17 protein-coding genes are annotated in these 21,945 nt (G+C 66.9%); 8 read left to right on the top strand and 9 right to left on the bottom strand.

Features of this window, described 5'->3' with window-relative positions:
• Positions 1 to 37: 37 nt before the first annotated feature.
• Positions 38 to 784 carry a FadR/GntR family transcriptional regulator gene (locus tag ACWGQ2_RS02840; protein ID WP_452014116.1) on the top strand — a complete coding sequence of 249 codons (747 nt, stop codon included), beginning with the start codon at positions 38 to 40 and terminating at the stop codon, positions 782 to 784.
• Between the two features lie 580 nt (positions 785 to 1,364).
• Positions 1,365 to 2,960 (top strand): HNH endonuclease, encoded by a 1,596-nt coding sequence (locus tag ACWGQ2_RS02845; protein ID WP_452014118.1) that lies wholly within the window; start codon positions 1,365 to 1,367, stop codon positions 2,958 to 2,960.
• An 86-nt stretch (positions 2,961 to 3,046) separates the two neighbouring features.
• On the opposite strand, the gene ACWGQ2_RS02850 is transcribed toward ACWGQ2_RS02845, so the two are convergent.
• From ACWGQ2_RS02850 to ACWGQ2_RS02865, 4 genes are all read right to left on the bottom strand, one after another.
• Positions 3,047 to 4,084, bottom strand: coding sequence for an L-idonate 5-dehydrogenase (locus tag ACWGQ2_RS02850; RefSeq protein WP_452014120.1), 1,038 nt, complete (start codon positions 4,082 to 4,084; stop codon positions 3,047 to 3,049).
• 9 nt (positions 4,085 to 4,093) lie between these two features.
• A complete protein-coding gene (locus tag ACWGQ2_RS02855; protein ID WP_452014122.1) occupies positions 4,094 to 4,867 on the bottom strand; it encodes an SDR family oxidoreductase in 774 nt (257 codons plus the stop codon).
• Positions 4,868 to 4,949: 82 nt separating this feature from the next.
• Positions 4,950 to 6,353: a GntP family permease gene (locus ACWGQ2_RS02860; RefSeq protein ID WP_452014124.1), complete on the bottom strand. Its 1,404-nt coding sequence runs from the start codon at positions 6,351 to 6,353 to the stop codon at positions 4,950 to 4,952.
• Positions 6,354 to 6,390: 37 nt separating this feature from the next.
• Positions 6,391 to 6,879 carry a gluconokinase gene (locus ACWGQ2_RS02865; protein ID WP_452014504.1) on the bottom strand — a complete coding sequence of 163 codons (489 nt, stop codon included), beginning with the start codon at positions 6,877 to 6,879 and terminating at the stop codon, positions 6,391 to 6,393.
• 282 nt (positions 6,880 to 7,161) lie between these two features.
• On the opposite strand from ACWGQ2_RS02865, the gene ACWGQ2_RS02870 reads away from it, so the two are divergent.
• Positions 7,162 to 8,553 carry an MBL fold metallo-hydrolase gene (locus ACWGQ2_RS02870; protein ID WP_452014126.1) on the top strand — a complete coding sequence of 464 codons (1,392 nt, stop codon included), beginning with the start codon at positions 7,162 to 7,164 and terminating at the stop codon, positions 8,551 to 8,553.
• A 62-nt stretch (positions 8,554 to 8,615) separates the two neighbouring features.
• On the opposite strand, the gene ACWGQ2_RS02875 is transcribed toward ACWGQ2_RS02870, so the two are convergent.
• The 3 genes from ACWGQ2_RS02875 to ACWGQ2_RS02885 are packed head-to-tail and all read right to left on the bottom strand — an operon-like array spanning position 8,616 to position 11,311.
• A complete protein-coding gene (locus tag ACWGQ2_RS02875; RefSeq protein WP_452014506.1) occupies positions 8,616 to 9,926 on the bottom strand; it encodes an APC family permease in 1,311 nt (436 codons plus the stop codon).
• Positions 9,927 to 9,944: 18 nt separating this feature from the next.
• A complete protein-coding gene (locus ACWGQ2_RS02880) occupies positions 9,945 to 10,706 on the bottom strand; it encodes a sulfite exporter TauE/SafE family protein (RefSeq protein WP_452014128.1) in 762 nt (253 codons plus the stop codon).
• Positions 10,703 to 11,311 (bottom strand): rhodanese-like domain-containing protein, encoded by a 609-nt coding sequence (locus ACWGQ2_RS02885; protein ID WP_452014130.1) that lies wholly within the window; start codon positions 11,309 to 11,311, stop codon positions 10,703 to 10,705. Before ACWGQ2_RS02885 ends, ACWGQ2_RS02880 begins: the two co-directional genes overlap by 4 nt.
• Before the next feature lie 132 nt (positions 11,312 to 11,443).
• Between ACWGQ2_RS02885 and ACWGQ2_RS02890 the strand changes: the two genes are divergently transcribed.
• From ACWGQ2_RS02890 to ACWGQ2_RS02905, 4 genes are all read left to right on the top strand, one after another.
• Entirely contained in the window at positions 11,444 to 13,000 is a 1,557-nt protein-coding gene (locus tag ACWGQ2_RS02890) for a sulfite exporter TauE/SafE family protein (protein ID WP_452014132.1), read from the top strand.
• Between the two features lie 169 nt (positions 13,001 to 13,169).
• Positions 13,170 to 16,460: a DEAD/DEAH box helicase gene (locus tag ACWGQ2_RS02895; protein ID WP_452014134.1), complete on the top strand. Its 3,291-nt coding sequence runs from the start codon at positions 13,170 to 13,172 to the stop codon at positions 16,458 to 16,460.
• A 133-nt stretch (positions 16,461 to 16,593) separates the two neighbouring features.
• Positions 16,594 to 16,845: a hypothetical protein gene (locus ACWGQ2_RS02900; protein ID WP_452014136.1), complete on the top strand. Its 252-nt coding sequence runs from the start codon at positions 16,594 to 16,596 to the stop codon at positions 16,843 to 16,845.
• 41 nt (positions 16,846 to 16,886) lie between these two features.
• The gene (locus ACWGQ2_RS02905) at positions 16,887 to 17,345 is read left to right on the top strand and encodes a MarR family winged helix-turn-helix transcriptional regulator (protein ID WP_452014138.1); all 459 of its coding nucleotides are present in this window, start codon (positions 16,887 to 16,889) and stop codon (positions 17,343 to 17,345) included.
• Positions 17,346 to 17,354: 9 nt separating this feature from the next.
• Here the strand turns inward: ACWGQ2_RS02905 and ACWGQ2_RS02910 are convergent, their stop codons facing one another.
• Positions 17,355 to 18,326, bottom strand: a complete 972-nt coding sequence (locus tag ACWGQ2_RS02910) for a sugar-binding transcriptional regulator (protein ID WP_452014140.1) — start codon at positions 18,324 to 18,326, stop codon at positions 17,355 to 17,357.
• Positions 18,327 to 18,445: 119 nt separating this feature from the next.
• Here ACWGQ2_RS02910 and ACWGQ2_RS02915 point away from each other — a divergent pair, with 119 nt between their 5' ends.
• The gene (locus ACWGQ2_RS02915; protein ID WP_452014142.1) at positions 18,446 to 20,182 is read left to right on the top strand and encodes an FAD-dependent oxidoreductase; all 1,737 of its coding nucleotides are present in this window, start codon (positions 18,446 to 18,448) and stop codon (positions 20,180 to 20,182) included.
• Positions 20,183 to 20,194: 12 nt separating this feature from the next.
• On the opposite strand, the gene ACWGQ2_RS02920 is transcribed toward ACWGQ2_RS02915, so the two are convergent.
• Positions 20,195 to 21,889, bottom strand: coding sequence for a thiamine pyrophosphate-binding protein (locus tag ACWGQ2_RS02920; protein WP_452014144.1), 1,695 nt, complete (start codon positions 21,887 to 21,889; stop codon positions 20,195 to 20,197).
• Between the last annotated feature and the right edge of the window lie 56 nt (positions 21,890 to 21,945).

Consider the following 21,945-nt stretch of genomic DNA (forward strand, 5'->3'; position numbering starts at 1 on the left):
CCTAGAATGAAAAGGTGACTGCCACCCCGGAAACCGCATGAGTTCGCGCCTGCACAGCCTCGTCATCGAATCGTTGGGGCGGCGGATTGTTTCCGGTGAGCTTCACGCCGGGGACACCATGCTCTCGGAACAGCTCGAGGCGGAGCTGAACGTCTCCCGTTCCGTAGCCCGTGAGGCCGTCCGGGTGCTCCAGTCCCTGGGTTTGGTGGAGACTGTGAAGCGGGTTGGTATCCGCGTTCTGCCGGAGACTTCGTGGAACGTTTTTGATCCGTATATTGTCCGGTGGAGGCTTGCCGCCAAGGCGGGCAAGGGCGCTCAGCTGCGTTCACTGACTGAGCTGCGCTCCGCCGTCGAACCCGCGGCCGCTGAGCTCGCGGCCCAGTACGCTCCGGAAGACATGGCCGCTGAGCTGATGGCTGTTGCCGCGAAGATGCGTGCTGTGGGCCGGGCCGGGGATCTGCAGCAGTTCCTGGAGCTGGATATTCACTATCACGCGCTGGTTCTTGCCGCGTCCGGGAACGAGATGTTTGGCCAGATGCAGTCAATGATCGCCGAGGTGCTGCGTGGTCGGACGGATTACGGCCTGATGCCGTCGCGGCCCCATGAGGAAGCACTGCAGTGGCACGTCGACGTCGCCAACGCCATTCAGGCCGGTAACCCCGATGCTGCACGCGAAGCAATGGACCAGATCATGCGCCGGACCAAGTCCGAAGTCGAGGGTGTCTGGAGCGATGAACCACGCATCTTCACTCCGCCGGAGCGTCCGGGGGCTGTGGAGGGTTAGTTGTTGCTGGGTCGCGGGAGCTGAGGCGCGGGCGCGGGGCGGCGTGGGCGCGGCGCAGCGCGGCGCGGGGTGCTTGGCGCGGCTGGCGCAGCGCGGCTGGCAGCGCGGGGCGCCGGGTGGGGTGCCTGGCGGGCTGGCGGCGCCGGAGCGGGCTGGCTGGCGCAGGCGCCGGGGGGGTGCTTGGCGCGGCTGGCGCGGGGTGCCGGGCGGGCCGGCGGCTGAGAGGGCGCCGCTGGCGGTTGGCGGCTGAGCGCGCCGCATCCCGAAGGCAACCACCTGATCTTCTCCTCCCCAACAACCGAATGTCCCCGCACCAAGAAGTCGTTATCCACATTCCCACGCAGTACTGGCCTCGGTCATGCGACGCGTTCATAGCCTGTGGAGCATGTTGGAAATGGAAGCAGCACCCTCAATGCGGCATCCAGCGGTGTCCGATCCGATGGTCGGGCTGTCCGGGCCTTTTCCGCCGAGGTCGCGCCGTCCAGTTGAGGAAGATCAAGCAGGAGCGGCGGAGGAACGTTCAACGTGCTTACTCCCTACGTCTTTACTGCCTGCGTCCGTGCCCGCCGCCCAAGGACTGTTGGACAGCCTGAGCGCGTGGCTGGAATGTCTTCGGAATCCGGCGACAGCCGATGGTCTCTCCGATGCCTGGTCAGATCCCTATCTGGTGGATTTGATGCGGGCGTTGGAGGAGCTGAAGTCTGCTGCTGCGGCGGTGCAGGCCCGTGCTGCTGCTGTGTTTGATGCTTCCCAGCGCCGGGCGCAGGCCCGTGCCGGTGTTCCGGCTGGCCAGCTCGGCCGCGGTGTCGGAGCACAGGTTGCCCTGGCCCGCAGGGATTCCCCGCACCGCGGCAGCCGGCATCTGGGGTTCGGGAAGGCCCTGGTCCACGAGATGCCTCACACCCTCAAAGCCCTGTCCTTGGGTGTGCTCAGTGAATGGCGGGCAACCCTTTTAGTGCGGGAAACAGCGTGCCTGGATGTGCAGGACCGGCACCGGGTCGATGAACTGATCTGCGCTGATCCCTCCAGTCTGGAAGGAGTAGGCGACCGGAAACTCATTGCCAGGATCCGGTCGGTCACCCAGGCCATTGATCCTGCCTCGCAGGTCCGCCGCAATGCCAAGGCGGTGGCTGACCGGTATGTCTCCTGCCGTCCGGCCCCGGACACCATGTCCTACCTGACCGGTCTGCTTCCGGTCGCGCAGGGTGTTGCCGTGTACGCCGCGTTGTCCCGGGCCGCGGACTCCCTGCGTGCCACCGGGGACGAACGCGGACGGGGCCAGATCATGGCGGACACCCTCGTCGAACGCGTCACCGGCCAGACAACAGCAGACCGGGTCCCGGTTGAGGTGCAGCTCGTGATCACCGACCGGACCCTGCTCTCCGAGATCCTCATCCCGCAGAGCCAAGCGCCGCAAGACCAGGGCTCAGAGCCACGGGCACCGCACGGCACGGACTTCATTCCGGGCTCTCCCCGCGCGAGGGGAAGAACGGGCGATGCTGGCGTGACAGGCTCAACCGGCGGGCCTGGAGCGCCCAGAGGGCACAGGGAAGCGCCCGCGTACTTCCCCGGCTACGGGATCGTGCCCGGCGCCTGGGCTAGGGAGCTGATCCGCTCGGCACTGGGTATTAGTGAAAGCCGGGCGGCCGCACTGCCAGGTGCAGGCCGACAACCTTCACCGCCAGGCGAAGGCCCATCCGGCCCACCGTCTGAGGACGCATCGGGGTTGCCAAACCCAAGGCCAGCCAGCCGGACAACCTCTCCGGATTCGGGACCGGAACCGCAGGAACTGTCCTTGGTGAGCCTGCGACGCCTGTATCTGGACCCGGTCTCCGGAGAGCTAACCGCGATGGAATCCAAAGCCCGTGCGTTCCCTGCCGGACTGGCACGACTGATCCGCACCCGGGACCAAACCTGCCGCACACCCTGGTGCGACGCGCCCATCCGGCACATCGACCACATCCAGCCCCACGCAGAAGGCGGACCCACCAGCTACACCAACGGACAAGGACTCTGCGAAGCCTGCAACCACGCCAAAGAAGCACCCGGGTGGATCGCAACAGCAATCCGGTCAGGACGTCCCGGCCCTCCGGCCAAGCACACCGTCCGTATCACCACTCCCACCGGCCACACCTATGAATCGACCGCACCGCCGCTTCCGGGCGGCCGGACCTAGCGGCCAGCTGCCTCACCGCCCGCCTCAGCCGCCCGTCTAGCCCGCCCGCCTCAGCCGCCCGTCTAGCCCGCCCGCCTCAGCCCGTCTCAGTCACCGAAGCGCAGCAGAACCTTGCTGCTGACCGACGCATCCCGAGCCACTTCGAACGCCTCCAGTGCATCCTCCACAGCAAACTCGTGGGTAATTACCGGGTCGGCCTGCAGGCTCCCGTCGGCGAGGGCAGTAATGACCTCATCGATCTCATCGTTGAACCGGAAGGACCCCACCAGCTCCAGCTCGCGGGTAATCGCCAGGGAGATCAGCGCAGGCTGCTCACCCGAAGGCAGCAGACCCACCATGACAACCCGGCCGCCGCGGGTCGCACCCTGCATGGCAGACATCAGTCCGCGGTAACTGCCCGAGGATTCGAAGCAGATATCGGCATCCACTGCAGCAATGTCCTCGGCATCCGTCGCGAGCAGGCTGCGGTCAGCACCGACCGCACGCGCGGTCTCCAGCGGAAACTCGTGCATGTCAGTAGTGATAATCTCGCCGGCACCCCGCGCCCGAAGCACAGCAGTAATGAGCGCACCTATCGGACCCGAACCGGTTACCAGCACACGCTTGCCCCGCACATCCCCGGCCCGGGAAACTGCATGCCAGGCAACGGCGGCAGGCTCCACAAGCGCAGCACGCCGCAGCGGCAGGCTCTCCGGCAGCACCCGAAGCATCCGTACCGGCAAATTCACAAACCGGGCAAAAGCACCCTCCGTATGCGGGAATCGGGCAGCACTGCCCAGGTAGGTGCAGCCGGGCGAAAGGTTCGGCCGGTCCGCAGGATACCGAGACCCGTCTCCGGGACCCGGAGTCGCCGGATGCACCGCAACGGCAGTCCCCTCGGCCGGCCCAGTTCCGTCGGCAGCAGCGCGGACAACCCGGCCCACAACCTCGTGGCCCAGCAGCATCGGCGCCTTCAGGGTCGACTCCCCCGCAGCACCGTGCTGCCAGTAATGCAGGTCGGACCCGCAGACACCGCCGTACACGATCTCCACAACGGCTTCGTCAACCGACGGGGTGCCAGGCTCAACCGGTTCAACCCGCAGGTCACCGGCTCCGTGGGCGACTACTCCAAGAACAGATTCCATGATTACCTTTCACACCACCGTGGTCATGCCGCCGTCAATGAAGACGACCTGCCCGTTGACGAAGTTCGACGCATCCGAAGCCAGCCAGATCGCCGGACCCACAATGTCCTCCACGCTCCCCCAGCGATGCGCCGGAGTCCGGCCCAGGATCCAGGAGTTGAACGCCTCGTCATCAACCAGGTTCTGGGTCATTTCGGTGTGGATGTACCCCGGGGCAATTGCATTGATCTGCAGTCCCTCGCCGGCCCACTCAGCGGTCATGGCACGGGTCAGGTTCCGTATTCCGCCCTTGGACGCCGTGTACGGCGCGATGGTCGGCCGGGCAAGATCCGTCTGCACGGAAGCAATGTTGATGATCTTGCCCCGACCGCGCGGAATCATGTGCCGGGCAGCTTCCCTGCCCACCAGGAACGCACTGGTCAGGTTGGTGCGCATTACGCGCTCCCAGTCCGCGACGTCGAGCTCCAGCATCGGCACGCGGTGCTGGACACCGGCGTTGTTCACCAGAATCGAAAGCGGCCCGACTTCCCGCTCAACCCAGGCCACGCCGTCGGCCGCCTGGACAGCATCGGTGACGTCAAAGCGGCGGGCAAAGATCCGGTCCTCGCCGAACTCCGCGGCCAGCGCAGCCCGCGCACCTTCCAGCCGGTCCGCGTCCAGCCCATTCAGGACGACGACGGCGCCAGCACCTGCCAGCCCGCGGGCAATCGCGTTGCCGATGCCCCGGCTGGAGCCGGTCACCAGGGCAACCCGCCCGGAAATATCAAACATGTCTGCAGCCATGGCAGCCGCTCCTCTCCGGCACCAAAAGAATCCGGGTGCCAAAACGGCCGGGAGCAGAGCTGCTCCCGGCCGGATGGATGTACTAGAACCCTGAGGCGACCAGGTAGATCGCCAGCGCCAGGATGAAACCGACGACGCCGATCAGCGCCTGGCCTACGGTCCAGGTCTTCAGCGTGGTCTTGGTGTCCATCTGGAAGAACCGGCTGACCAGCCAGAAGCCGGAGTCGTTGACGTGGCCGGCGAACACCGAACCTGCAGCCAGAGCCAGCACAATCGCAACGGTCTGCACAGCGTTGAAGTCCGGGTTGTCCAGGACCACGGGCTGCACCAGGGCGGCAGCGGTCGTGAGGGCAACGGTGGCCGAACCCTGGGCAACACGCACAATCGCGGCGATCACGAAGCCGGCCACAATGACGGGCAGGCCGACGGCATCCAGGGAGTCGGCAATAGCGTTGCCGATGCCGCTGGCACGCAGCACACCGCCGAACATACCGCCGGCACCGGTGATGAGGATGATGGAGCAGACCGGGCCCAGGGCGGAATCCACCACGGTCTCGATCAGGGTGCCCTTCTTGCCCTGGCGGCGGCCAAGCAGCCACATGGCCAGGAAGACGGTAACCAGCAGCGCAACCGGTGTCTCACCAAGCATGCGCAGCACCTGCACCCAGGTGTCATCCAGCGAGACCAGCTCAGCGGTGGCAGCCATGTTGAGGCCGGTGTTGAGGAAGATCAGCACGAACGGCAGCAGCAGGAGGGTGATGATCGTGCCCAGGCTGGGCGAAGAGCGGAACTCGGACTCAACCGACCCCTTGGGGGCATCAAGGATGGAGGGCACGGGGATGTTGAACTTGCGCCCCAGGAAGTGGCCGAACAGGTAGCCGGCCAGGTACCAGGTGGGAATCGCGACGAGCAGGCCGAAGATTAGGACCAGTCCGACGTCGGCGCCCAGCAGGCCAGTGGCGGCCACGGGGCCGGGGTGCGGAGGCACAAAGATGTGCATTGCGGAGAAGGCCGCAGCTGCAGGGAAGGCATAGGTCAGCAGTGAGCCGCCCATGCGGCGGGCAACAGTGAAAATGATCGGCAGCATGACCACAAGGCCTGCGTCGAAGAAGATCGGGAAGCCAAAGAGCAGGGAGGCCACCGAAAGCGCCAGGGAAGCACGCTTCTGGCCGAACTTGTTGATCAGCGCGTTGGTGAGTACTTCAGCTCCGCCGGAGACTTCCAGCATGCGGCCGAGCATGGCGCCCAGACCGACCAGCAGCGCCACGCTGCCCAGGGTGGAACTGAAGCCGCTCAGCAGGGTGGGCACAATGTCCCCGGCCTGGACACCGGTTGCGACGGCGGTCAGGAGGCTGACCACAATCAGCGCCAGGAAAGCGTGGATACGGAATTTCATGATCATCACGAGCAGCAGGGCAATTGCTGCGACGGCGATCAGCAGGAGGCCGGGGGTACCCAGCGTCCAGTTGAGCTCAAGATCGGTCATCGTTGTCCTATCAGGATGGGGGGTTCGTTGCCGGGGGTCAGGATCCGGCAGGGGGAATGGCAGCAGCGGCGGTGTCCGCCATTTCGTCCAGGGTCAGTGTGATACTCAGCCGGATTCCGGCCTCGTCCTCGCCGAGGGGCTCCAGGGTGGCGAACTGCGAGTCCAGCAGGGTCGGCGGCATGTACTCGTGGTCGCGCCGGCTCAGCCGTTCAGCAATCAGTTCCCGGGATCCTTCCAGGTGAATGAATTGCGTGTCCGGCGCATAGGAGCGGATGAGGTCGCGGTACTGGCGTTTCAGGGCCGAGCACGCCACCACGATGGGGGTCCCTTTTTCCAGCCCCGCAGCCAGCTCACGGCCGATTGCGCGCAGCCAGGGCTCACGGTCTTCGTCCGTCAGGGGATGCCCGGAGGCCATCTTCGCCTTGTTGCTCACCGGGTGGAGGTCATCGCCGTCCAGGAACGGAAGTCCCAGCCGGGCAGCCACGGCCTGACCGGCAGTGGACTTGCCGGAGCCCTGCACTCCCATCACCACAAGCGGGGGATATTGCTTGTTCGCCAACGACATGGCAAAACTCCTCAGACGCGCCATTACATCTGATTTGGTCGTGGCCGGGCCAGTAATAAATCAGATTTATCAGGACCAAGATAGCACAACACCGCAGCCAGGAAACGAGTATCTGCCGATGCGCACACCCTGCGCAGGCGCGTGGACCGAGCGACTCCCGGATTTGATACCCCCGCGGGTATTTTGATTTATACCCTAGGGGGTATTACCGTAGTAGTACCCCGATCCCCCAAAGGAGTACCCATGCTTATCGAACGCATTTACGACGAAGACCTGGCACAGGCCAGCTACTTCATCGGCTGCCAGCGCCTGGGCGAGGCGATCGTCGTCGACGCCCGCCGCGACGTCGCCCCCTACCTTGAGCTCGCCGCTGCGAACGGCATGAAGATCACCGCGGTGACCGAGACCCACATCCACGCCGATTACCTCTCCGGTACGCGTGAACTCGCCGCCGCCACCGGGGCGCAGATCTACATCTCCGGTGAAGGCGGAGCCGACTGGCAGTACGGCTTCGAGGGCACCCGGATGTACGACGGCGATGCCATCACGATCGGTAACCTCACCATCAAGGCCCTCCACACTCCGGGCCACACCCCCGAACACCTCTCCTACCTGGTCACCGACGGTGCGTTCACCGACCAGGCCGGCTACCTGCTCTCCGGCGACTTCGTCTTCGCCGGTGACCTCGGCCGCCCCGACCTGCTCGACGAAGCAGCCGGCGGCATCGACACCCGCTTCGAAGGCGCCAAGCAGATGTTCGCCAGCCTGCGGGACAAGTTCCTCACCCTGCCCGACTACGTACAGGTGCACCCCGGCCACGGCGCCGGCAGCGCCTGCGGCAAGGCGCTGGGCGCCATCCCCTCCTCCACCGTGGGCTACGAGCGCCTCTACGCCTGGTGGGGCAAGTACCTGGCAGCCAACGACGAGCAGGGCTTCATCAATGAACTCCTCGACGGCCAGCCCGAGGCCCACGCCTACTTCGCCCGCATGAAGAAGCAGAACAAGCAGGGCCCGGCAGTCGTGGGCCCGCGCGAGCCGCTCGCGGAACTCCCCGCAGCCGACGTGGTTTCCCGCCTCGAAACCCGGGAGGCCACCTTCGTGGATACCCGCAGCGTCCCGGAGCTCCACAAGGGCACCGTCCCCGGCGCACTGCACATCCCGGCCAACGGCAAGACCGCCAGCTTCGGTGCCTGGGCCGTAGACCCCGAATCCGAGCGCACCCGCCCGCTGGTCCTGCTCACCGCAGACCAGGACCAGGCCCACGCAGTACGGGATTCACTGGCCCGCGTTGGCATTGACGACGTCGCCGGCTTCGTCACCAGCCTCGACGGACTCCCGCAGGAAGCCCCGGCCACCATCTCCGCCACGGAGCTGGATTCCTTCGACGCCGCCATGGTGCTGGACGTCCGTGCCCGCACCGAGCATGCCGCCGGCAACATCCCCGGCTCCCACCAGCTGCACGGCGGACGCGCTCTCTGGAACCTCGATGAGCTGCCGTCGGAGGGCAAGATCGTGGCGTACTGCGCTTCCGGTATGCGCAGCTCGATCGTCGGCAACGCCCTGCGCAACGCCGGGTACGACGTCGTCGAGCTTGAAGGCGCCTACCCCGCCTGGGCTGCCGCGCACGCGTCGTAATCCCAGCACCTAGACATGAAACTGCCCCCGGCTGCACCAGCGGCCGGGGGCAGTTTTATGTCCTACGTCCGCTCCACCCGCAGCCGCACCACCCGCAGCGCAATGCCCGCAGCGAAAACCCCGAGCCCGGCCAGCACCGACGCCAGCGGAAGGGTCAGGGCCAGCCCCGCACAGGACACCGCGCCCAGGACCTGCAGCGCCCGGGGATAGCGCCGGTCGGTCACCGGCTGGGTCAGGGCGGCAAGGTTGGCCACGAGGTAGTAGACCAGCACGCCGAAGGATGAAAAACCGATGGCTCCGCGCAGGTCGGCGACCAGGAGTACCAGGCAGATGACGACGGCGAGCGCCACCTCGGCGCGGTGCGGCACCGAATACTTCGGATGGATTCCGGCCAGCCAGGCGGGCAGGTCTCCGCCGCGGGCCATGGCCAAAGTGGTCCGGCCCAGACCGGCGATCAGTGCCAGCAGGGCACCGAGGGAAGCCGCGGCGGCGCCGATCCGCACTACGGGCCCGGCCCAGGCCAGCGGGCCGGCATCAACAGCGGCAGCGAGCGGTGCGGGTGTGGCGGCAACGCCGTCGGGTCCCAGGGCGGCCAGCAGCGTCACGGCGACCACCGCGTAGATCGCCAGGGCCAGGCCGAGCGCCAGCGTAATGGCGCGGGGAATGGTGCGCTGCGGATCGCGCACTTCCTCCCCCATGGTGGCGATCCGCGCGTAGCCGGCGAACGCGAAAAAGAGCAGTCCGGCGGACTGCAGGATCCCGTACCACCCTCCGGCCAGCAACCCGTCGGAGAGGAAACTCCCGGCGTCGGGCCCGGTGCCGGTCCAGGCAGCCGTGACCCCCAGGGCAAGGGCCGAAAGCACCACGGCAACAATGATCCTGGTCAACAGGGCGGTGCGGGTGATGCCGCGGTAGTTGACGGCGGCCAGGAGCACGACGGCGGCAACCGCCACGGGCCGTTCCCAGCCGGCGGGTGCCGCATAGGCTGCGAAGGTCATGGCCATGGCGGCCGCGCTGGCGGTCTTGCCAATGACAAAGCCCCAGCCGGCAAGGAAACCGGGCCAGGGCCCCAGGCGTTCGCGCCCGTAAACGTAGGTACCGCCCGAGGCGGGATAAACAGCGGCCAGCTGAGCCGAGGAGGTGGCATTGCAGAAAGCCACCAGCCCGGCCACGGCCAGGCCAATGAGCAGTCCGGATCCGCCGGCAGCCGCAGCGGGGGTGAACGCGGCAAAAACGCCGGCGCCGACCATGGACCCGAGTCCAATAAGGGTGGCGTCGGCGGTGCCGAGCCGGCGGGCAAGGCCCGGCGGCGAAGGTTGAGGACCGGAGGCCGGCGGCCGGCGGCCGGGGTTCGTTGCCCATACGGCAAGTATCCCCCGGCCGCCGCCGTGTTACATGCCCAGGATCTCCTGGACCAGCACGAACGCACCCATGGCCAGCACAAACCAGCCGAACGCCTTGCGCAGGGCGGCCTCGGGAATCCGGCCGACCAGCTTCGCGCCGATGAGCGAACCAACAATGGCCATGCCCGTCACGGCCAGGGTCATGCTCCAGTCGATCTGCACGGTGGTCAGGTAACCGGCCAGTCCGGCGAAGGACTTCATGGCAATGACCACCAGGGAGGTGCCCACGGCCATGGCCATCGGCATACCGCCCAGGAGGGCGAGGGCCGGAACCACCAGGAAGCCGCCGCCGGCGCCAACGAGGCCGGTCACCAGGCCCACCACGGCGCCGTCAGCAAGGATGCGCAGGATCGGCAGGTCGGAGTACGCCTTGTCCGGATCGACCTTTTTCCGGCCGCGGAGCATGGCGATCGACGTCGCGATCATCATGAGGGCAAACGCGATCATCAGAATCACTGAGGGAATGCGGCTGCCGAGCAGGCCGCCGCCAAACGCGCCGGCCATGCCGGCGGCACCGAAGATCAGGCCGGTCTTCCAGCGCACGCGGCCGTTACGGGCATGCCCGATCACGCTGACGGCGGAGGTCACGCCCACCACGAACAGCGAGGACGCGATGGCTTCCTTGGCGCCGAACCCGGCCACGTAGACCAGGATCGGCACCGTCAGGATCGAACCGCCGCCGCCCAGCAGGCCAAGCGAAAGCCCGATCAGCAGGGAGAGGCTGAGCACCAGAACCAGGGTGGATGTCATGAGGCTGCGGGTCCGCCCTGCTTGGGCAGCGTCTGGATCGCGGACTCACGGGTGGGCTCGGAAGCGGTCTTGTTCCACGGCATCTTGGCCAGAGCCGCGCCCATGGCGCAGGAGTTAGTGGCTGCAGAGAAAGTCAGGCCGGCACCGATGCCGCCGGCGAGCATCCGCAGCTTCGGGGAGACAAAACGTCCGCCGGCCAGGCCCAGGACGACGGCGGAGCCTGCCACCATGCGCACCTGGCGTTCCAGGTCCCAGCGCTTCTGGCCGCGTACGACGTCGCCGCCCGCAGCTGCGAAGGCGGGAACACCGCCGGTGAGGACGTGGGCCGAATCGAGGCCGGCACCGCCCAGGCGGGTGCGGGCCTGCTCGGCACGCGTGCCGGACTGGCACACGAGCACCACACGCTTGCCCAGGCGCTCGGCCAGTTCATCGGTGTGCTCGGAGAGCAGCGGCAGCGGCACATTGTAGGAACCGCGGATATGCATGGCTTCGAACTCGGCGGCGAAGCGGACGTCAATGATGATCAGGTCTTCCGGGTCCTTCATCCAGGTCCGGAGGGTCTGGGCATCAACAGAGGTTACGGCCGCAGAGGTGTTCGCAGTCATGGGGATCCTTTCGAGGAAAACGGGGGAACCTCCACGATCGCATATACCCATGGGGGTATGCAAAACACCCCCGGGGGTATCTTTCGACCACTCCCCCTTCTCCCCCGGTTCCCAATCTGCGAATGTTGCCCCATGGAGACGGTGCTGCTCGGCCTCGCGGTGGGGTTGGCGGTGGGCGCCGTCGTGGGGCTGGTGGGAGCCGGCGGCGCGATTATCGCCGTGCCCGCACTGGTCTATGTGGTGGGACTGGAGCCGGCCGAGGCTGTGCCCACATCCCTGATCGTCGTCGGGCTGGCATCACTGGCAGGCGTAGTACCTCGGCTGCGCCGGGACGTGAGCTGGGCTCTGGTGCTGATGATCGCCGTGCCGGGAATTCCAGCGTCTTGGGCCGGTGCTGCCGTGGGGGAACTCCTGGATCCAGACTGGCTGATGCTGTGCTTTGCCCTGATCATGATCGTGGCGGGCATCCGGATGCTGGCCAGCACCCGGAACTCAGCACCGTCAGCGCGGTCCGCGGAACAGGGCGGCTGGGGCGGACTGTCGCTGCGCGGCATTCCGGTGGGGCTGGTGGTCGGGTTCCTCACCGGACTGCTCGGCGTCGGCGGCGGCTTCCTGATCATCCCGGCGTTGACACTGCTGCTGGGTGTTTCGATGCCGCGGGCCATTGGCACCTCGCTGGTGATCATTGCCATCAATTCAGCGTCGGGATTCGCGGCGCATCTGGACGGCCTTTCCATCGACTGGACCCTGGCGCTGAGCTTCGCCGCGATGGCGATGGTCGCTTCCCTTGCTGCCGCACGGCTGGCCCACCGACTGAATGAAGCCTTGGTGAGCAGGATCTTCGCGGCCGTGATCTTCACAGTCGCCCTGGGTGTCCTGGTGCAGACGGTACCGAAGCTGCTGCCGGCGGAAACTGCCGCTGCACCGGCAGACCCGCCCGCTGCCAGCGCGAGCCTCGCGGCGAGCAGACTGAGCTTCGGGGAGCGCAGCCTCAATGTCCTGGTGGAGAACCACACCGCGGAGGACTTGGTGATTAGCGCAGCCCAGCTGGAGAGCCCGCCCTACACCGGCCCCGCATTGTGGACGCCCGCCGACGGCGACGCCACCACCCTGCGGCCAGGCGGCAGGGTGGCACTGCCGGTGGAGCTGCCGGAGGCGGCCTGCGGGAATCACGGCCCCGCCTTTGACGCCGCCGTGCGCCTGGAACTTGGTGCGGCGGGTGAACTCGTGGTCCCCGCCGCTGATCCGTACCGGACGGTGGCCGAGGCGCACGGGCGGGACTGCCTGCAGCAGGAGGTTGACGCCGTCGCCTCCTTTTCCCTGGCACCGGAACTGGAGGTCGCAGCTGACGGCCGCAGCGCCGCCGTCCGCGTCCTGGTGACCCCGAGCGGCGGTTCCGGCATGGTCAATGTGCGGATCGGCACGACGACGCTGCTCAGCGAGGCGCCGGACCACCCGTGGCCGCGGGAGATCAAGGTGGATGCCGCTGACGAACCGTCCGTGCTGGAGCTGCAGGCAGTTCCGGCACGCTGCGACGCGCATGGACTGGCTGAAGACAAGGCCGGAACGAGGTTTCCGCTGGAGGTGGGAACCGCCGGCACGCGCAACGGGCAGCTGCGGCTGGAACCGCCGGCGGAGTTCACGGCTGCGGTGTACGGTTTTGTCCGCTCCGCTTGTGCGGTACAGTAACCGGCGGTCCGGAGAATAGGTGCACGCAGATCACGCCATTGTGATCTGCGTTACAGGTGATGTTACCAAGTGGGCGGAGCAAAAGGCCAAACGGCGCCGGCTCCTCCGCTGTGACCTGCAGCAACGTCCGCGCGTGGGGAGTGTCGGGGGTGCGTGAGACGATAAAACCATGCCTGCAACCATGCCCTTGATAGATGTCACCGACATCATCCGGGTGGTCGGTGGTTCCGCCTTCCAGCGGGGACAGGGCTACGCAAAGGGCGGGGCCGTGGAGTCCCTGGATTGGGACGCCGCAGGCGGTGTGCTGCGCGCCCGCGTCCGCGGGCATTCGAGCACGCCGTACAACACCATGCTGGTCCTGGAAGCCAAGCGGCAGGGCGACTACCGGCTGGTGGACAACCACTGCAGCTGCCCGGTGGGCTACGACTGCAAGCACGTTGCCGCCGTGGCGCTGCACAGCAACACCGAGCACCTGATCAGCCGGCAGGAACTGCGCCCGGCCTCCTCGCAGCCTGCCGTTCCGGCCTGGCAGGCATCACTGCAGGGACTGCTGGACGGCACCGCGGGCGCCGAACCGGCTCAGGTAACGCCGCTCGGGCTGCAGTTTGAACTGCGCCGGCGCGACGGCGGAGCGTCCGGCGTATGGGGGCCGCCTGCCTCCCGGCGGAGCGTCCGGGCACCGGCGTGGCGGCTGGGTGTCCGTCCCGTGGTCCGCAACGCCCGCGGCGCCTGGGTGAAGAACAACCTGGCCTGGACCAATCTTGCCTACCAGACCTACGGCCTGAAGCTGGATCCGGAGCAGCACCGCTGGTTCTCGCAGTTCCCGGCCCTGCACCGTTCCAACGGCGTGAGCTACTTTGGCCAGAACGACTCCTGGCTTTATCTGGATGACTTTGCCAATCCCCTGCTGTGGCAGCTGCTGGCGGAAGCCCGGCGGCTGGGCATTGAGTTCGTCGGAACCAAAAAGGACATCAGCGTGCACGTGGGCACCGAAGCGGTCCTGGCACTGGACGTGCGTGCCGCCCAGACCGAGCAGGCAGCGCCGCTGCAGCTGCTGCCCAGCCTGGAAATCGACGGACAGCCCTACCCGCTGGATACTGCCGGGATCATCGGCAGCCACGGACTGTACGTGCAGTCAGCCGGCGGCCTGATCCTGCTGGCGCCCAGCCCTCGCACCCTGACCGAACAGGACCGCACCCTGCTTGCCGGCAACGCCCCGGTCACCATCCCCGAATCAGACACGGCCCTCTTCCTGGAAAAGTTCTATCCGAAGCTCCGCCAGGTCATTCCGGTCACCAGCAGTGACGAATCCGTGCAGTTCCCCGAAGTTGAACCGCCCATCCTGGTGCTCACGGCCGGGTTCCAGCCGGAGGATGAGCTGGCGCTGGAATGGGAGTTCGAGTACCGGCAGGGCTCTTCTTCAACCCGCATGCCGCTGGACAGCAGGCCCTCCCCCGCAGATCCTGCTGCGCGCGACGTCGGCGCTGAGACAGAGCTGCTGGACACTGCCCGGCAGGTGCTGGGCAGGGCCCCGCACAACACCGTCCTGCATGAGATCGAGACCGCCGAGTTCAGCGAATACACCCTGCCCAAACTGCAGAAGGCAGACGGCATCCGGGTGGACATCCTCGGTGAGCGGCCGGACTACCGCGAGCTGACGTCCGCACCCCAGCTGAAGATCACCACCGTTGAAACGGAACGCCGGGACTGGTTCGACCTCGCGGTGATGATCACGGTGGAAGGCCGGCAGGTGGCGTTCGCCGACGTCTTCAAGGCGATCGCCAAGGGCAAAACCAAGATCAAGCTGGTGGACAACACCTATCTATCGCTGGACCGGCCTGAGTTTGAGCGGCTTCATGCCCTCATCGAGGAAGCCCAGGCCCTGCAGGAATGGGACACGGGAGAGCTGGGGATCAGCCGGTACCAGGCCGGGCTCTGGGCCGATTTGGAAGAACTGGCCGAGGAAACCGAACAGGCAGCGGCCTGGCGCAGCGCCGTCAGCGGGCTGCTGGAACTTGAATCCGTGGAGCCGACCCCGCTGCCGGCCGGACTGCAGGCAGAACTCCGTCCGTATCAGGTGCAGGGATATAACTGGCTGGCGTTCCTCTGGGAACACGGACTTGGCGGTGTCCTGGCCGACGACATGGGCCTGGGCAAGACCCTGCAGACCCTTGCTTTGATCGCCCGCGCCCGCGAAGTTCAGGCCGACGGCGGAACACCCGGCCGTCCGTTCCTGGTGGTGGCGCCGACGTCGGTGGTTCCCAACTGGATCTCCGAGTCCGCGCGCTTCACTCCGGGGCTGCGCACCGTCTCCATTCCCGATACCAGTGCCAAGTCCCGCCGCAAGCTCGGCGACCTGATCGCCGGAGCGGACATCGTGGTCACCTCCTACGCGGTGTTCCGCCTGGACTTCGCTGCCTACCGGGCCCAGAACTGGGACGGACTGATCCTGGACGAAGCGCAGTTCGTGAAGAACCGCACCACCCGCGCCAACCAGTGCGCCCGGGACCTGCCGGCACCATTCAAACTTGCCATCACCGGCACCCCCATGGAAAACAACCTGATGGAACTCTGGTCCATGTTCGCGATCGTGGCGCCGGGCTTGTTCCCCTCCGCGCGGAGGTTCGCTGAGGAGTACCAGCGGCGGATCGAGAAGTCCCAGGACATGGCGCAGCTGGGCAAACTGCGCCGCCGGATCAAGCCGCTGATGCTGCGCCGCACCAAGGAAGCCGTGGCTTCGGACCTGCCGGCCAAGCAGGAGCAGGTGCTGGAAGTGGACCTCACCCCCAAGCACCGCAAGATCTACGAAACCCATCTGCAGCGCGAACGGCAGAAGCTGATGGGCCTGATTGAAGACATGGACCGCAACCGGATGATCGTGTTCCGGTCACTGACCCTGCTGCGCATGCTCAGCCTGGACGCGTCCCTGGTTGATCCGGAGACCACCGGCGTTCCGTCTGCCAAGCTCGATGCCCTGCTGGAGCAGCTGGAGGACGTGACGGCAGAAGGGCACCGGGCGCTGGTCTTCAGCCAGTTCACCTCCTTCCTGAAGCTGGCGGCGCAGCGGCTTGAGGAGGCCGGAATCGCCTACACCTATCTGGACGGTTCCACCCGCAACCGGGCAGAAGTCATTGCCGCGTTCAAGGATGGACAGGCGCCGGTGTTCCTGATCAGCCTGAAAGCCGGCGGCTTCGGCCTGAACCTGACCGAGGCTGACTACGTGTTCCTGCTGGACCCCTGGTGGAACCCGGCGACGGAAGCCCAGGCAGTGGACCGCACGCACCGGATCGGACAGAAACGCTCCGTCATGGTGTACCGGATGGTAGCCCGCGGAACCATCGAGGAAAAGGTCATGGCGCTCAAGGAACAGAAGGCTGCGCTCTTCTCCTCCGTGATGGACGACGACGCAGTGTTCAGTTCCGCGCTCACCGCCGAGGACATCCGCGAGCTGCTGCAGTAGGCCCGGGGCACGTCCGGCGCCACACTGCCGCGTGAAATCGGGCACGGCATTCTGCCCGGGATCGGCACCGTTCTGCGCCAGCTGAGGTAGTGCGCCAAATTCTACACTCTGTAGAACTCGGTAGCGTGGAACCATGAGCCTCAAGGAAGCCGTCCGCCCCGTCGAAGCACCTCCGGCGGACAGCGATGAACTGGTGCACGTCTTCTGCACGCCCTGCAAGCGGCGGGCCATGCAGCACGCCCGGCGGCCCAAGCCGTACTGCGGAAAGGTGATGCCGAACCGGCCGCTGCGCAGCGACAACTCCCACCTGCCGGTGTGTGTGGTCTGCGTTGAACTGGCCCGCTCTGCTCCCTGCCCTTCCTGCGGAATGCAGGCGCGGATCTAGGGGGCATTCCCAGCACCGGCCTCGGTTTGTACAGTGGGTGGATGGCTACCGAGGAACGTCCCATAGGATTCTGGCTCAAACTTGTGGATCAGCTGGTCGACGAGCAGTTCGGCGCCAGCTTCGAGGAACACGGTCTGACCCGACGGCAGTGGCAGATGATGAACCTACTGACCAACGGACCGGCCACCGGCCCGGAGCTCTCCGACCAGCTACGGCCCTTTTTCCCTCCGGTGGAAACCGGCTCCTCCGCCGAGCTGATTGACGAGCTGGTGGACAGCGGCTGGGTGGCAGTGCGCGAGGGCGAATACTCCCTGACCGACCTTGGTTCGCGCAGCCTGGAGAATCTCCGCGGCGCCGTCGAACGGATCCGTGAGCAGCTCACGGAAGAGGTATCCGAAGAGGAATACACCGCCCTGGTCTCCGTGCTGAAGCGCATGGCAGGAAACCTTGGCTGGAGCGAAACGCCGGAGCGTCCGGCCCGGGACACACCAGGCATGTAGCCGCAGTGGTCAGGATCCGGCCGGGGTGAGCCGGGACAGGTGCCGCATCAGTGTGCGGGCCGTGCCGTCGTCGAGCACCAGGTCCGTGATCACACCGGCCCGCAGGGCCGCAATCAGACCCGGCACCTTGTGGTCCCCCGAAACGACGCAGAGCCGGCGGGGAATCCGCTTCAGCTCCTGCGGGGTGGGCCCGGAGGCGCGCCGGTTCAGTCCGATGTCCGCGTAGCTGCCGTCCTCGCGCAGGAACACCGTGCACACGTCGCCAACCACCCGGTGCGCCGCGAACTCACGGAACGCGTCCTCAGTGAGATAGCCGCCGCTGTACACCTCTGAGGGTGACGGGCCCTCGAATGCACCCACGCTGAACACCGCCAGATCCGCCTCGGCACGTACCGCCAAGACGCGCCGCACCGTGGATTCCTGCCACATCAGTTCCCGAGTCCGCTCATCGTCGAAGAAGGCAGGCGCCGGAAACTGGATCAGCGCGGCGTCGAAAGTGGCCGCCATCCGGGGCAGCAGTCCGGGGGACGCGTTCAGCTGTGCCGACCTGGCACTCACCGCGCCGTTCATCTGCACCACGACCGCGTCCCTGGTCAGCTTCGGCTGGAGCGCAGCCGCGACGGCCGACGTCGTGGTGCCCCAGGCCACCGCCATGGTCATCCCGTCGGCGAACCAGTCATGGATCAGCACCGCGGCGTGCCGGGCGGCGGCATCAAGCCGTTTGGCGTTGGACGCCGTGGCCGGTACGGCGGCCAGGTAGGCAGTCACGCCGAAGGATTTCTGCAGGGTCCGCACCAGCTCGCTGCGCGTGTCCACCGGAGCCGAGAGCGTGATCCGGACAATGCCCCGGTCCCGCGCAGCCTGCAGCATCCGCGAGACGGTGGAGCGGGAGACGTTGAACCGTTCCGCGACCGCCTCCATTGTTGCGCCCTGTACGTAGTAGAGCTCTGCCGCCCGGTACAGATCGGCATCTTCGTGCATGGCATCTCCTTCGACGGTGCACGTCCGTGCATCTACTTTGATCGTACTCCCAGAGGGGACCTAATGTTCGACGAAGACTCCGGGCCCATCGGCCCGGCCCGAAAGCGAAAGGCCGCCACATGTCACCTCGCCTGCCCTCCCCCGCGAACCGCGACGCCGTCCTGGACGAGCTCGCCGATGGTCCCGAACTCGACGTCCTTGTCATCGGAGGCGGGGTAACCGGCGCCGGCATCGCCCTGGATGCCGTCTCCCGCGGCCTGCGCACCGCCATCGTCGAAGCCCAGGACTGGGCCGGCGGCACCTCACAGTGGTCTTCCAAGCTGGTCCACGGCGGCCTGCGCTACCTGCAGCAGCTGGACTTCAAGCTGGTGGCCGAGGCCCTGCGCGAGCGCGAGCTGCTGCTCGATTCGCTGGCTCCCCACCTGGTCAAGCCCGTGCCCTTCCTCTACCCCATCACCCACCGCGGCTGGGAGCGCCCCTACGTTGCCGCCGGCATCGGCCTCTACGACACCATGGCGCACCTCGGCGCCAAAAACGCCACCATGCCCATCCAGCGCCATCTCGGTATGAAGGGTGTCAAGGAAGCCTTCCCGGACATCAAGGACGGCTCCATGGTCGGGGCCATCAAGTACTGGGACGGGAAGGTCGACGACGCTCGCCTGGTCCTGACCCTGGTGCGCACCGCTGCCCGTCTGGGCGCCAAGGCCGTGACCCGTGCCAAGGCTGTGTCCTTCCCGCAGGATGCCTCCGGCCGGGTGTCCGGTGCTGTGATCCGCGATCTGGAGACCGGCCGCGAGCGCACCGTCCGTGCCAAGGCCGTGATCACTGCCACCGGCGTCTGGACCGAGAAGACCCAGGACCTGGCCGGCGCCGACGGCGGGCTGAAGGTTCTGGCTTCCAAGGGAATCCACATCATCGTGCCGCGCGAGCGGATCGCCGGCGAGTCCGGCCTGATCCTGCAGACCGAGAAGTCCGTGCTGTTCGTGATTCCGTGGGAGCGCTACTGGATCATCGGCACCACTGACACTCCGTACCACCAGGAACTCTCGACGCCGGTGGCCACGAGTGCGGACATCGACTACGTCATCGAGCACGCCAACGTGGTGCTGGACAAGCCGCTGACCCGCGACGACGTGATCGGCACCTACGCCGGCCTGCGCCCGCTGCTGCAGCCCGGTACCAAGGGCGACGAGCAGTCCACAAAGATCTCCCGCGAGCACACCGTCACCGAGATCCTGCCGGGCCTGGTCGCGATCGCCGGCGGCAAGCTCACCACCTACCGGGTCATGGCCGAGGACGCCGTGGACCTGGCCCTGGGCGCACGCGCCAAGGAGCTGCCTTCAGTCACCGCCAAGACCCCGCTGCTGGGCGCCGACGGTTACCTGCCGCTGACCCGTCAGGCCGCCGCGCTGGGCGCGAAGTACGGCTGGACGGAGCGGCAGGTCATCCGGATGCTGGACCGCTACGGCTCCGCCATCACGGAGATCACCGAACTCGTGGACGAACAGCCCGGCCTGGCTGCCCCGCTGCAGGGCGCCCCGGCCTACCTGCGTGCGGAAATCGTGCACGGCTGCACCCACGAGGGTGCCCTGCACTTGGAGGATCTGTTCGACGTGCGGACCCGTCTCACCTGGGAGGCTCCGAACCATGGCCTTGCCGCAGTCGAGGAAATCGCCGATCTGGCCGCTGAAGCGCTGGGCTGGGACCAGGTACGCCGCGACGCCGAGGTGCGGGCGTACCGCGACCGCTGCGAGGCCCAGGACGCAGCCGCAGCCATCGAAGACGAGCCCACCGCCGCAGCCGTGCGCTCCGAGGTGCCGGATGTTGTCCAGGCGGTAGCGCTCGCCGCCCGCTGATGCTTTCGGGGGCTAGTGCCCCTTGAACGCCTCAGCCAGCCACCAGGCCCCGCCGTCGGAAGCAATCTTGGCATCGATGATCAGCGGTGCGGTGCGCGGGCCGTCCAGCCAGCCGGTCACGGCGGCCAGGTCGGCTACGGTGCGGACGGTTATTCCGTCCGCACCGTAGCCGCGGGCAATTGCGGCAATGTCCGTGTCCGGGAAGGTGACGGTTTCAATGTCCGTCCCGCCGCCGTCGTTCTCCGCGCCGTCGTTCTCCGACCCGGCGCCAAAGTGATGGACCTCCGCGCCGTAGGCGGCATCGTTGTAGACGATCACCACCAGCGGAAGTCCCAGGCGCACTGCCGTCTCGAGTTCGGAGATTCCCATCAGGAATCCGCCGTCCCCGGTACCCAGGACGGGCAGCCGGTCCCGGCGGGCCAGCGCCGCGCCGATGGCGGTGCCCAGGCCCAGGCCGATTGACTGGAACGCCTGGGTGAAGCAGAAACCGTACTCGTCCGGGACGGAAAGATGGGTGGAGGGGTAGCCCATGAAGTTGCCCGAATCCACGGAAACCAGCCGTTCGGCGGGCAGCAGCGCATCCAGTTCCAGGCTGAGCACCCGCGGATCGATCCGGTCCGGTGTGGAGAGATCTTCCACCGGTACGTCCTGCCAGCGTGCGCCGGCAGCGATGCGGGCAGCAGTTTCGGGCGTCCGGTACTTCACTGCAGGCTCAGGAACCGTGGCCTTCAGCTCGGCGAGCACGTCGGCAGCCGTTGCCGCGCAGTCGCCGATCACGCCGAGATGAATCTCCCGGTTGGCGCCGAGCGCTGAGTCTTCCAAATCCACCTGGACCACCACTGCGTCCTTGCTGATCAATGAGCCATGGCGCATGGTCCACATGTTCAGGGTGCAGCCCCAGCCGATGATCAGGTCTGCTTCGCGGATCAGCGCTGCGGTCTCCGGGGTGGAGAAGCCGCCGGAGATGCCTAGGTTGAACTCCTCCCCTTCGAACAGGCCGTTCGCCACCGCGGAGGTGGCCAGCAGCGCTCCGGACTGCGCGGCCAGTGCCTTGAGCTCTTCGCCGGCGTCCCTGGCTCCGCGGCCGGCGACGAACACCGGGCGCTTCACCGTGGAGAGCAGGTCGGCCAGCCCTCGCACCAGGCCGGGGGCTGGACGGACGAATCCGGTGGGTGCCACCGGGGGCACCCGATCGGGAGTGGTCTCGGGAACCGGCTGCGCCTGGATGTCGAGGGGAACACTGAGGACCACAGTCCGGCGCTCGTTCTGGGCGGTCCGGAATGCCCGGACGGTGTCAGCCACGGCGCTTTGCGCTGAGTGCACCCGTTCAGGGACGGCGCCCAGACTGCGGGCCAGGCCGTCCTGGTCGATCCGGAAGTTAGACCGCACGGCCGATCCAACGGCGTCGGCGGTCAGGACAATCAGAGGGGTCCGGGACTTGGCGGCTTCACCGATCCCGGTGGCGGCGTTGGTCAAGCCACAGCCCTGGTGGGTGGTCAGGATCGAGACCAGGCCTGACATGCGGGAGTAGGCGTCGGCCATGGTCGAGGCGCCGCCTTCATGCCGTGCGGCCGTAAACGGCACACCGTTCTCCCGCAGCGCGTTGGTCAGATGAAAGTTTCCGCTGCCCACCACACCGAAGGCGTGGGCGGCGCCGAGCTGCGCCAGGGTGCGGCCGACGAGCCCGGCAATGTTCATCTGGTTCATCTGGTGACTCCTGTTGTTGCTCGGGTGCGGTCTATTCAGAATCCTAGGACTGTGCG

It is taken from the genome of Arthrobacter sp. NPDC055585 (genome assembly GCF_053619115.1).

What these genes read in the sequence shown, in the direction of transcription:
- ACWGQ2_RS02890 (WP_452014132.1), top strand. Translation starts at nt 11,444, where the DNA reads ATGGAGACGGTGCTGCTCGGCCTCGCGGTGGGGTTGGCGGTGGGCGCC.
- ACWGQ2_RS02900 (WP_452014136.1), top strand. Translation starts at nt 16,594, where the DNA reads ATGAGCCTCAAGGAAGCCGTCCGCCCCGTCGAAGCACCTCCGGCGGAC.
- ACWGQ2_RS02855 (WP_452014122.1), bottom strand. Translation starts at nt 4,867, where the DNA reads ATGGCTGCAGACATGTTTGATATTTCCGGGCGGGTTGCCCTGGTGACC.
- ACWGQ2_RS02905 (WP_452014138.1), top strand. Translation starts at nt 16,887, where the DNA reads ATGGCTACCGAGGAACGTCCCATAGGATTCTGGCTCAAACTTGTGGAT.
- ACWGQ2_RS02915 (WP_452014142.1), top strand. Translation starts at nt 18,446, where the DNA reads ATGTCACCTCGCCTGCCCTCCCCCGCGAACCGCGACGCCGTCCTGGAC.
- ACWGQ2_RS02895 (WP_452014134.1), top strand. Translation starts at nt 13,170, where the DNA reads ATGCCTGCAACCATGCCCTTGATAGATGTCACCGACATCATCCGGGTG.
- ACWGQ2_RS02840 (WP_452014116.1), top strand. Translation starts at nt 38, where the DNA reads ATGAGTTCGCGCCTGCACAGCCTCGTCATCGAATCGTTGGGGCGGCGG.
- ACWGQ2_RS02880 (WP_452014128.1), bottom strand. Translation starts at nt 10,706, where the DNA reads ATGACATCCACCCTGGTTCTGGTGCTCAGCCTCTCCCTGCTGATCGGG.
- ACWGQ2_RS02920 (WP_452014144.1), bottom strand. Translation starts at nt 21,889, where the DNA reads ATGAACCAGATGAACATTGCCGGGCTCGTCGGCCGCACCCTGGCGCAG.
- ACWGQ2_RS02885 (WP_452014130.1), bottom strand. Translation starts at nt 11,311, where the DNA reads ATGACTGCGAACACCTCTGCGGCCGTAACCTCTGTTGATGCCCAGACC.
- ACWGQ2_RS02870 (WP_452014126.1), top strand. Translation starts at nt 7,162, where the DNA reads ATGCTTATCGAACGCATTTACGACGAAGACCTGGCACAGGCCAGCTAC.
- ACWGQ2_RS02910 (WP_452014140.1), bottom strand. Translation starts at nt 18,326, where the DNA reads ATGCACGAAGATGCCGATCTGTACCGGGCGGCAGAGCTCTACTACGTA.
- ACWGQ2_RS02865 (WP_452014504.1), bottom strand. Translation starts at nt 6,879, where the DNA reads ATGGGAGTGCAGGGCTCCGGCAAGTCCACTGCCGGTCAGGCCGTGGCT.
- ACWGQ2_RS02850 (WP_452014120.1), bottom strand. Translation starts at nt 4,084, where the DNA reads ATGGAATCTGTTCTTGGAGTAGTCGCCCACGGAGCCGGTGACCTGCGG.
- ACWGQ2_RS02860 (WP_452014124.1), bottom strand. Translation starts at nt 6,353, where the DNA reads ATGACCGATCTTGAGCTCAACTGGACGCTGGGTACCCCCGGCCTCCTG.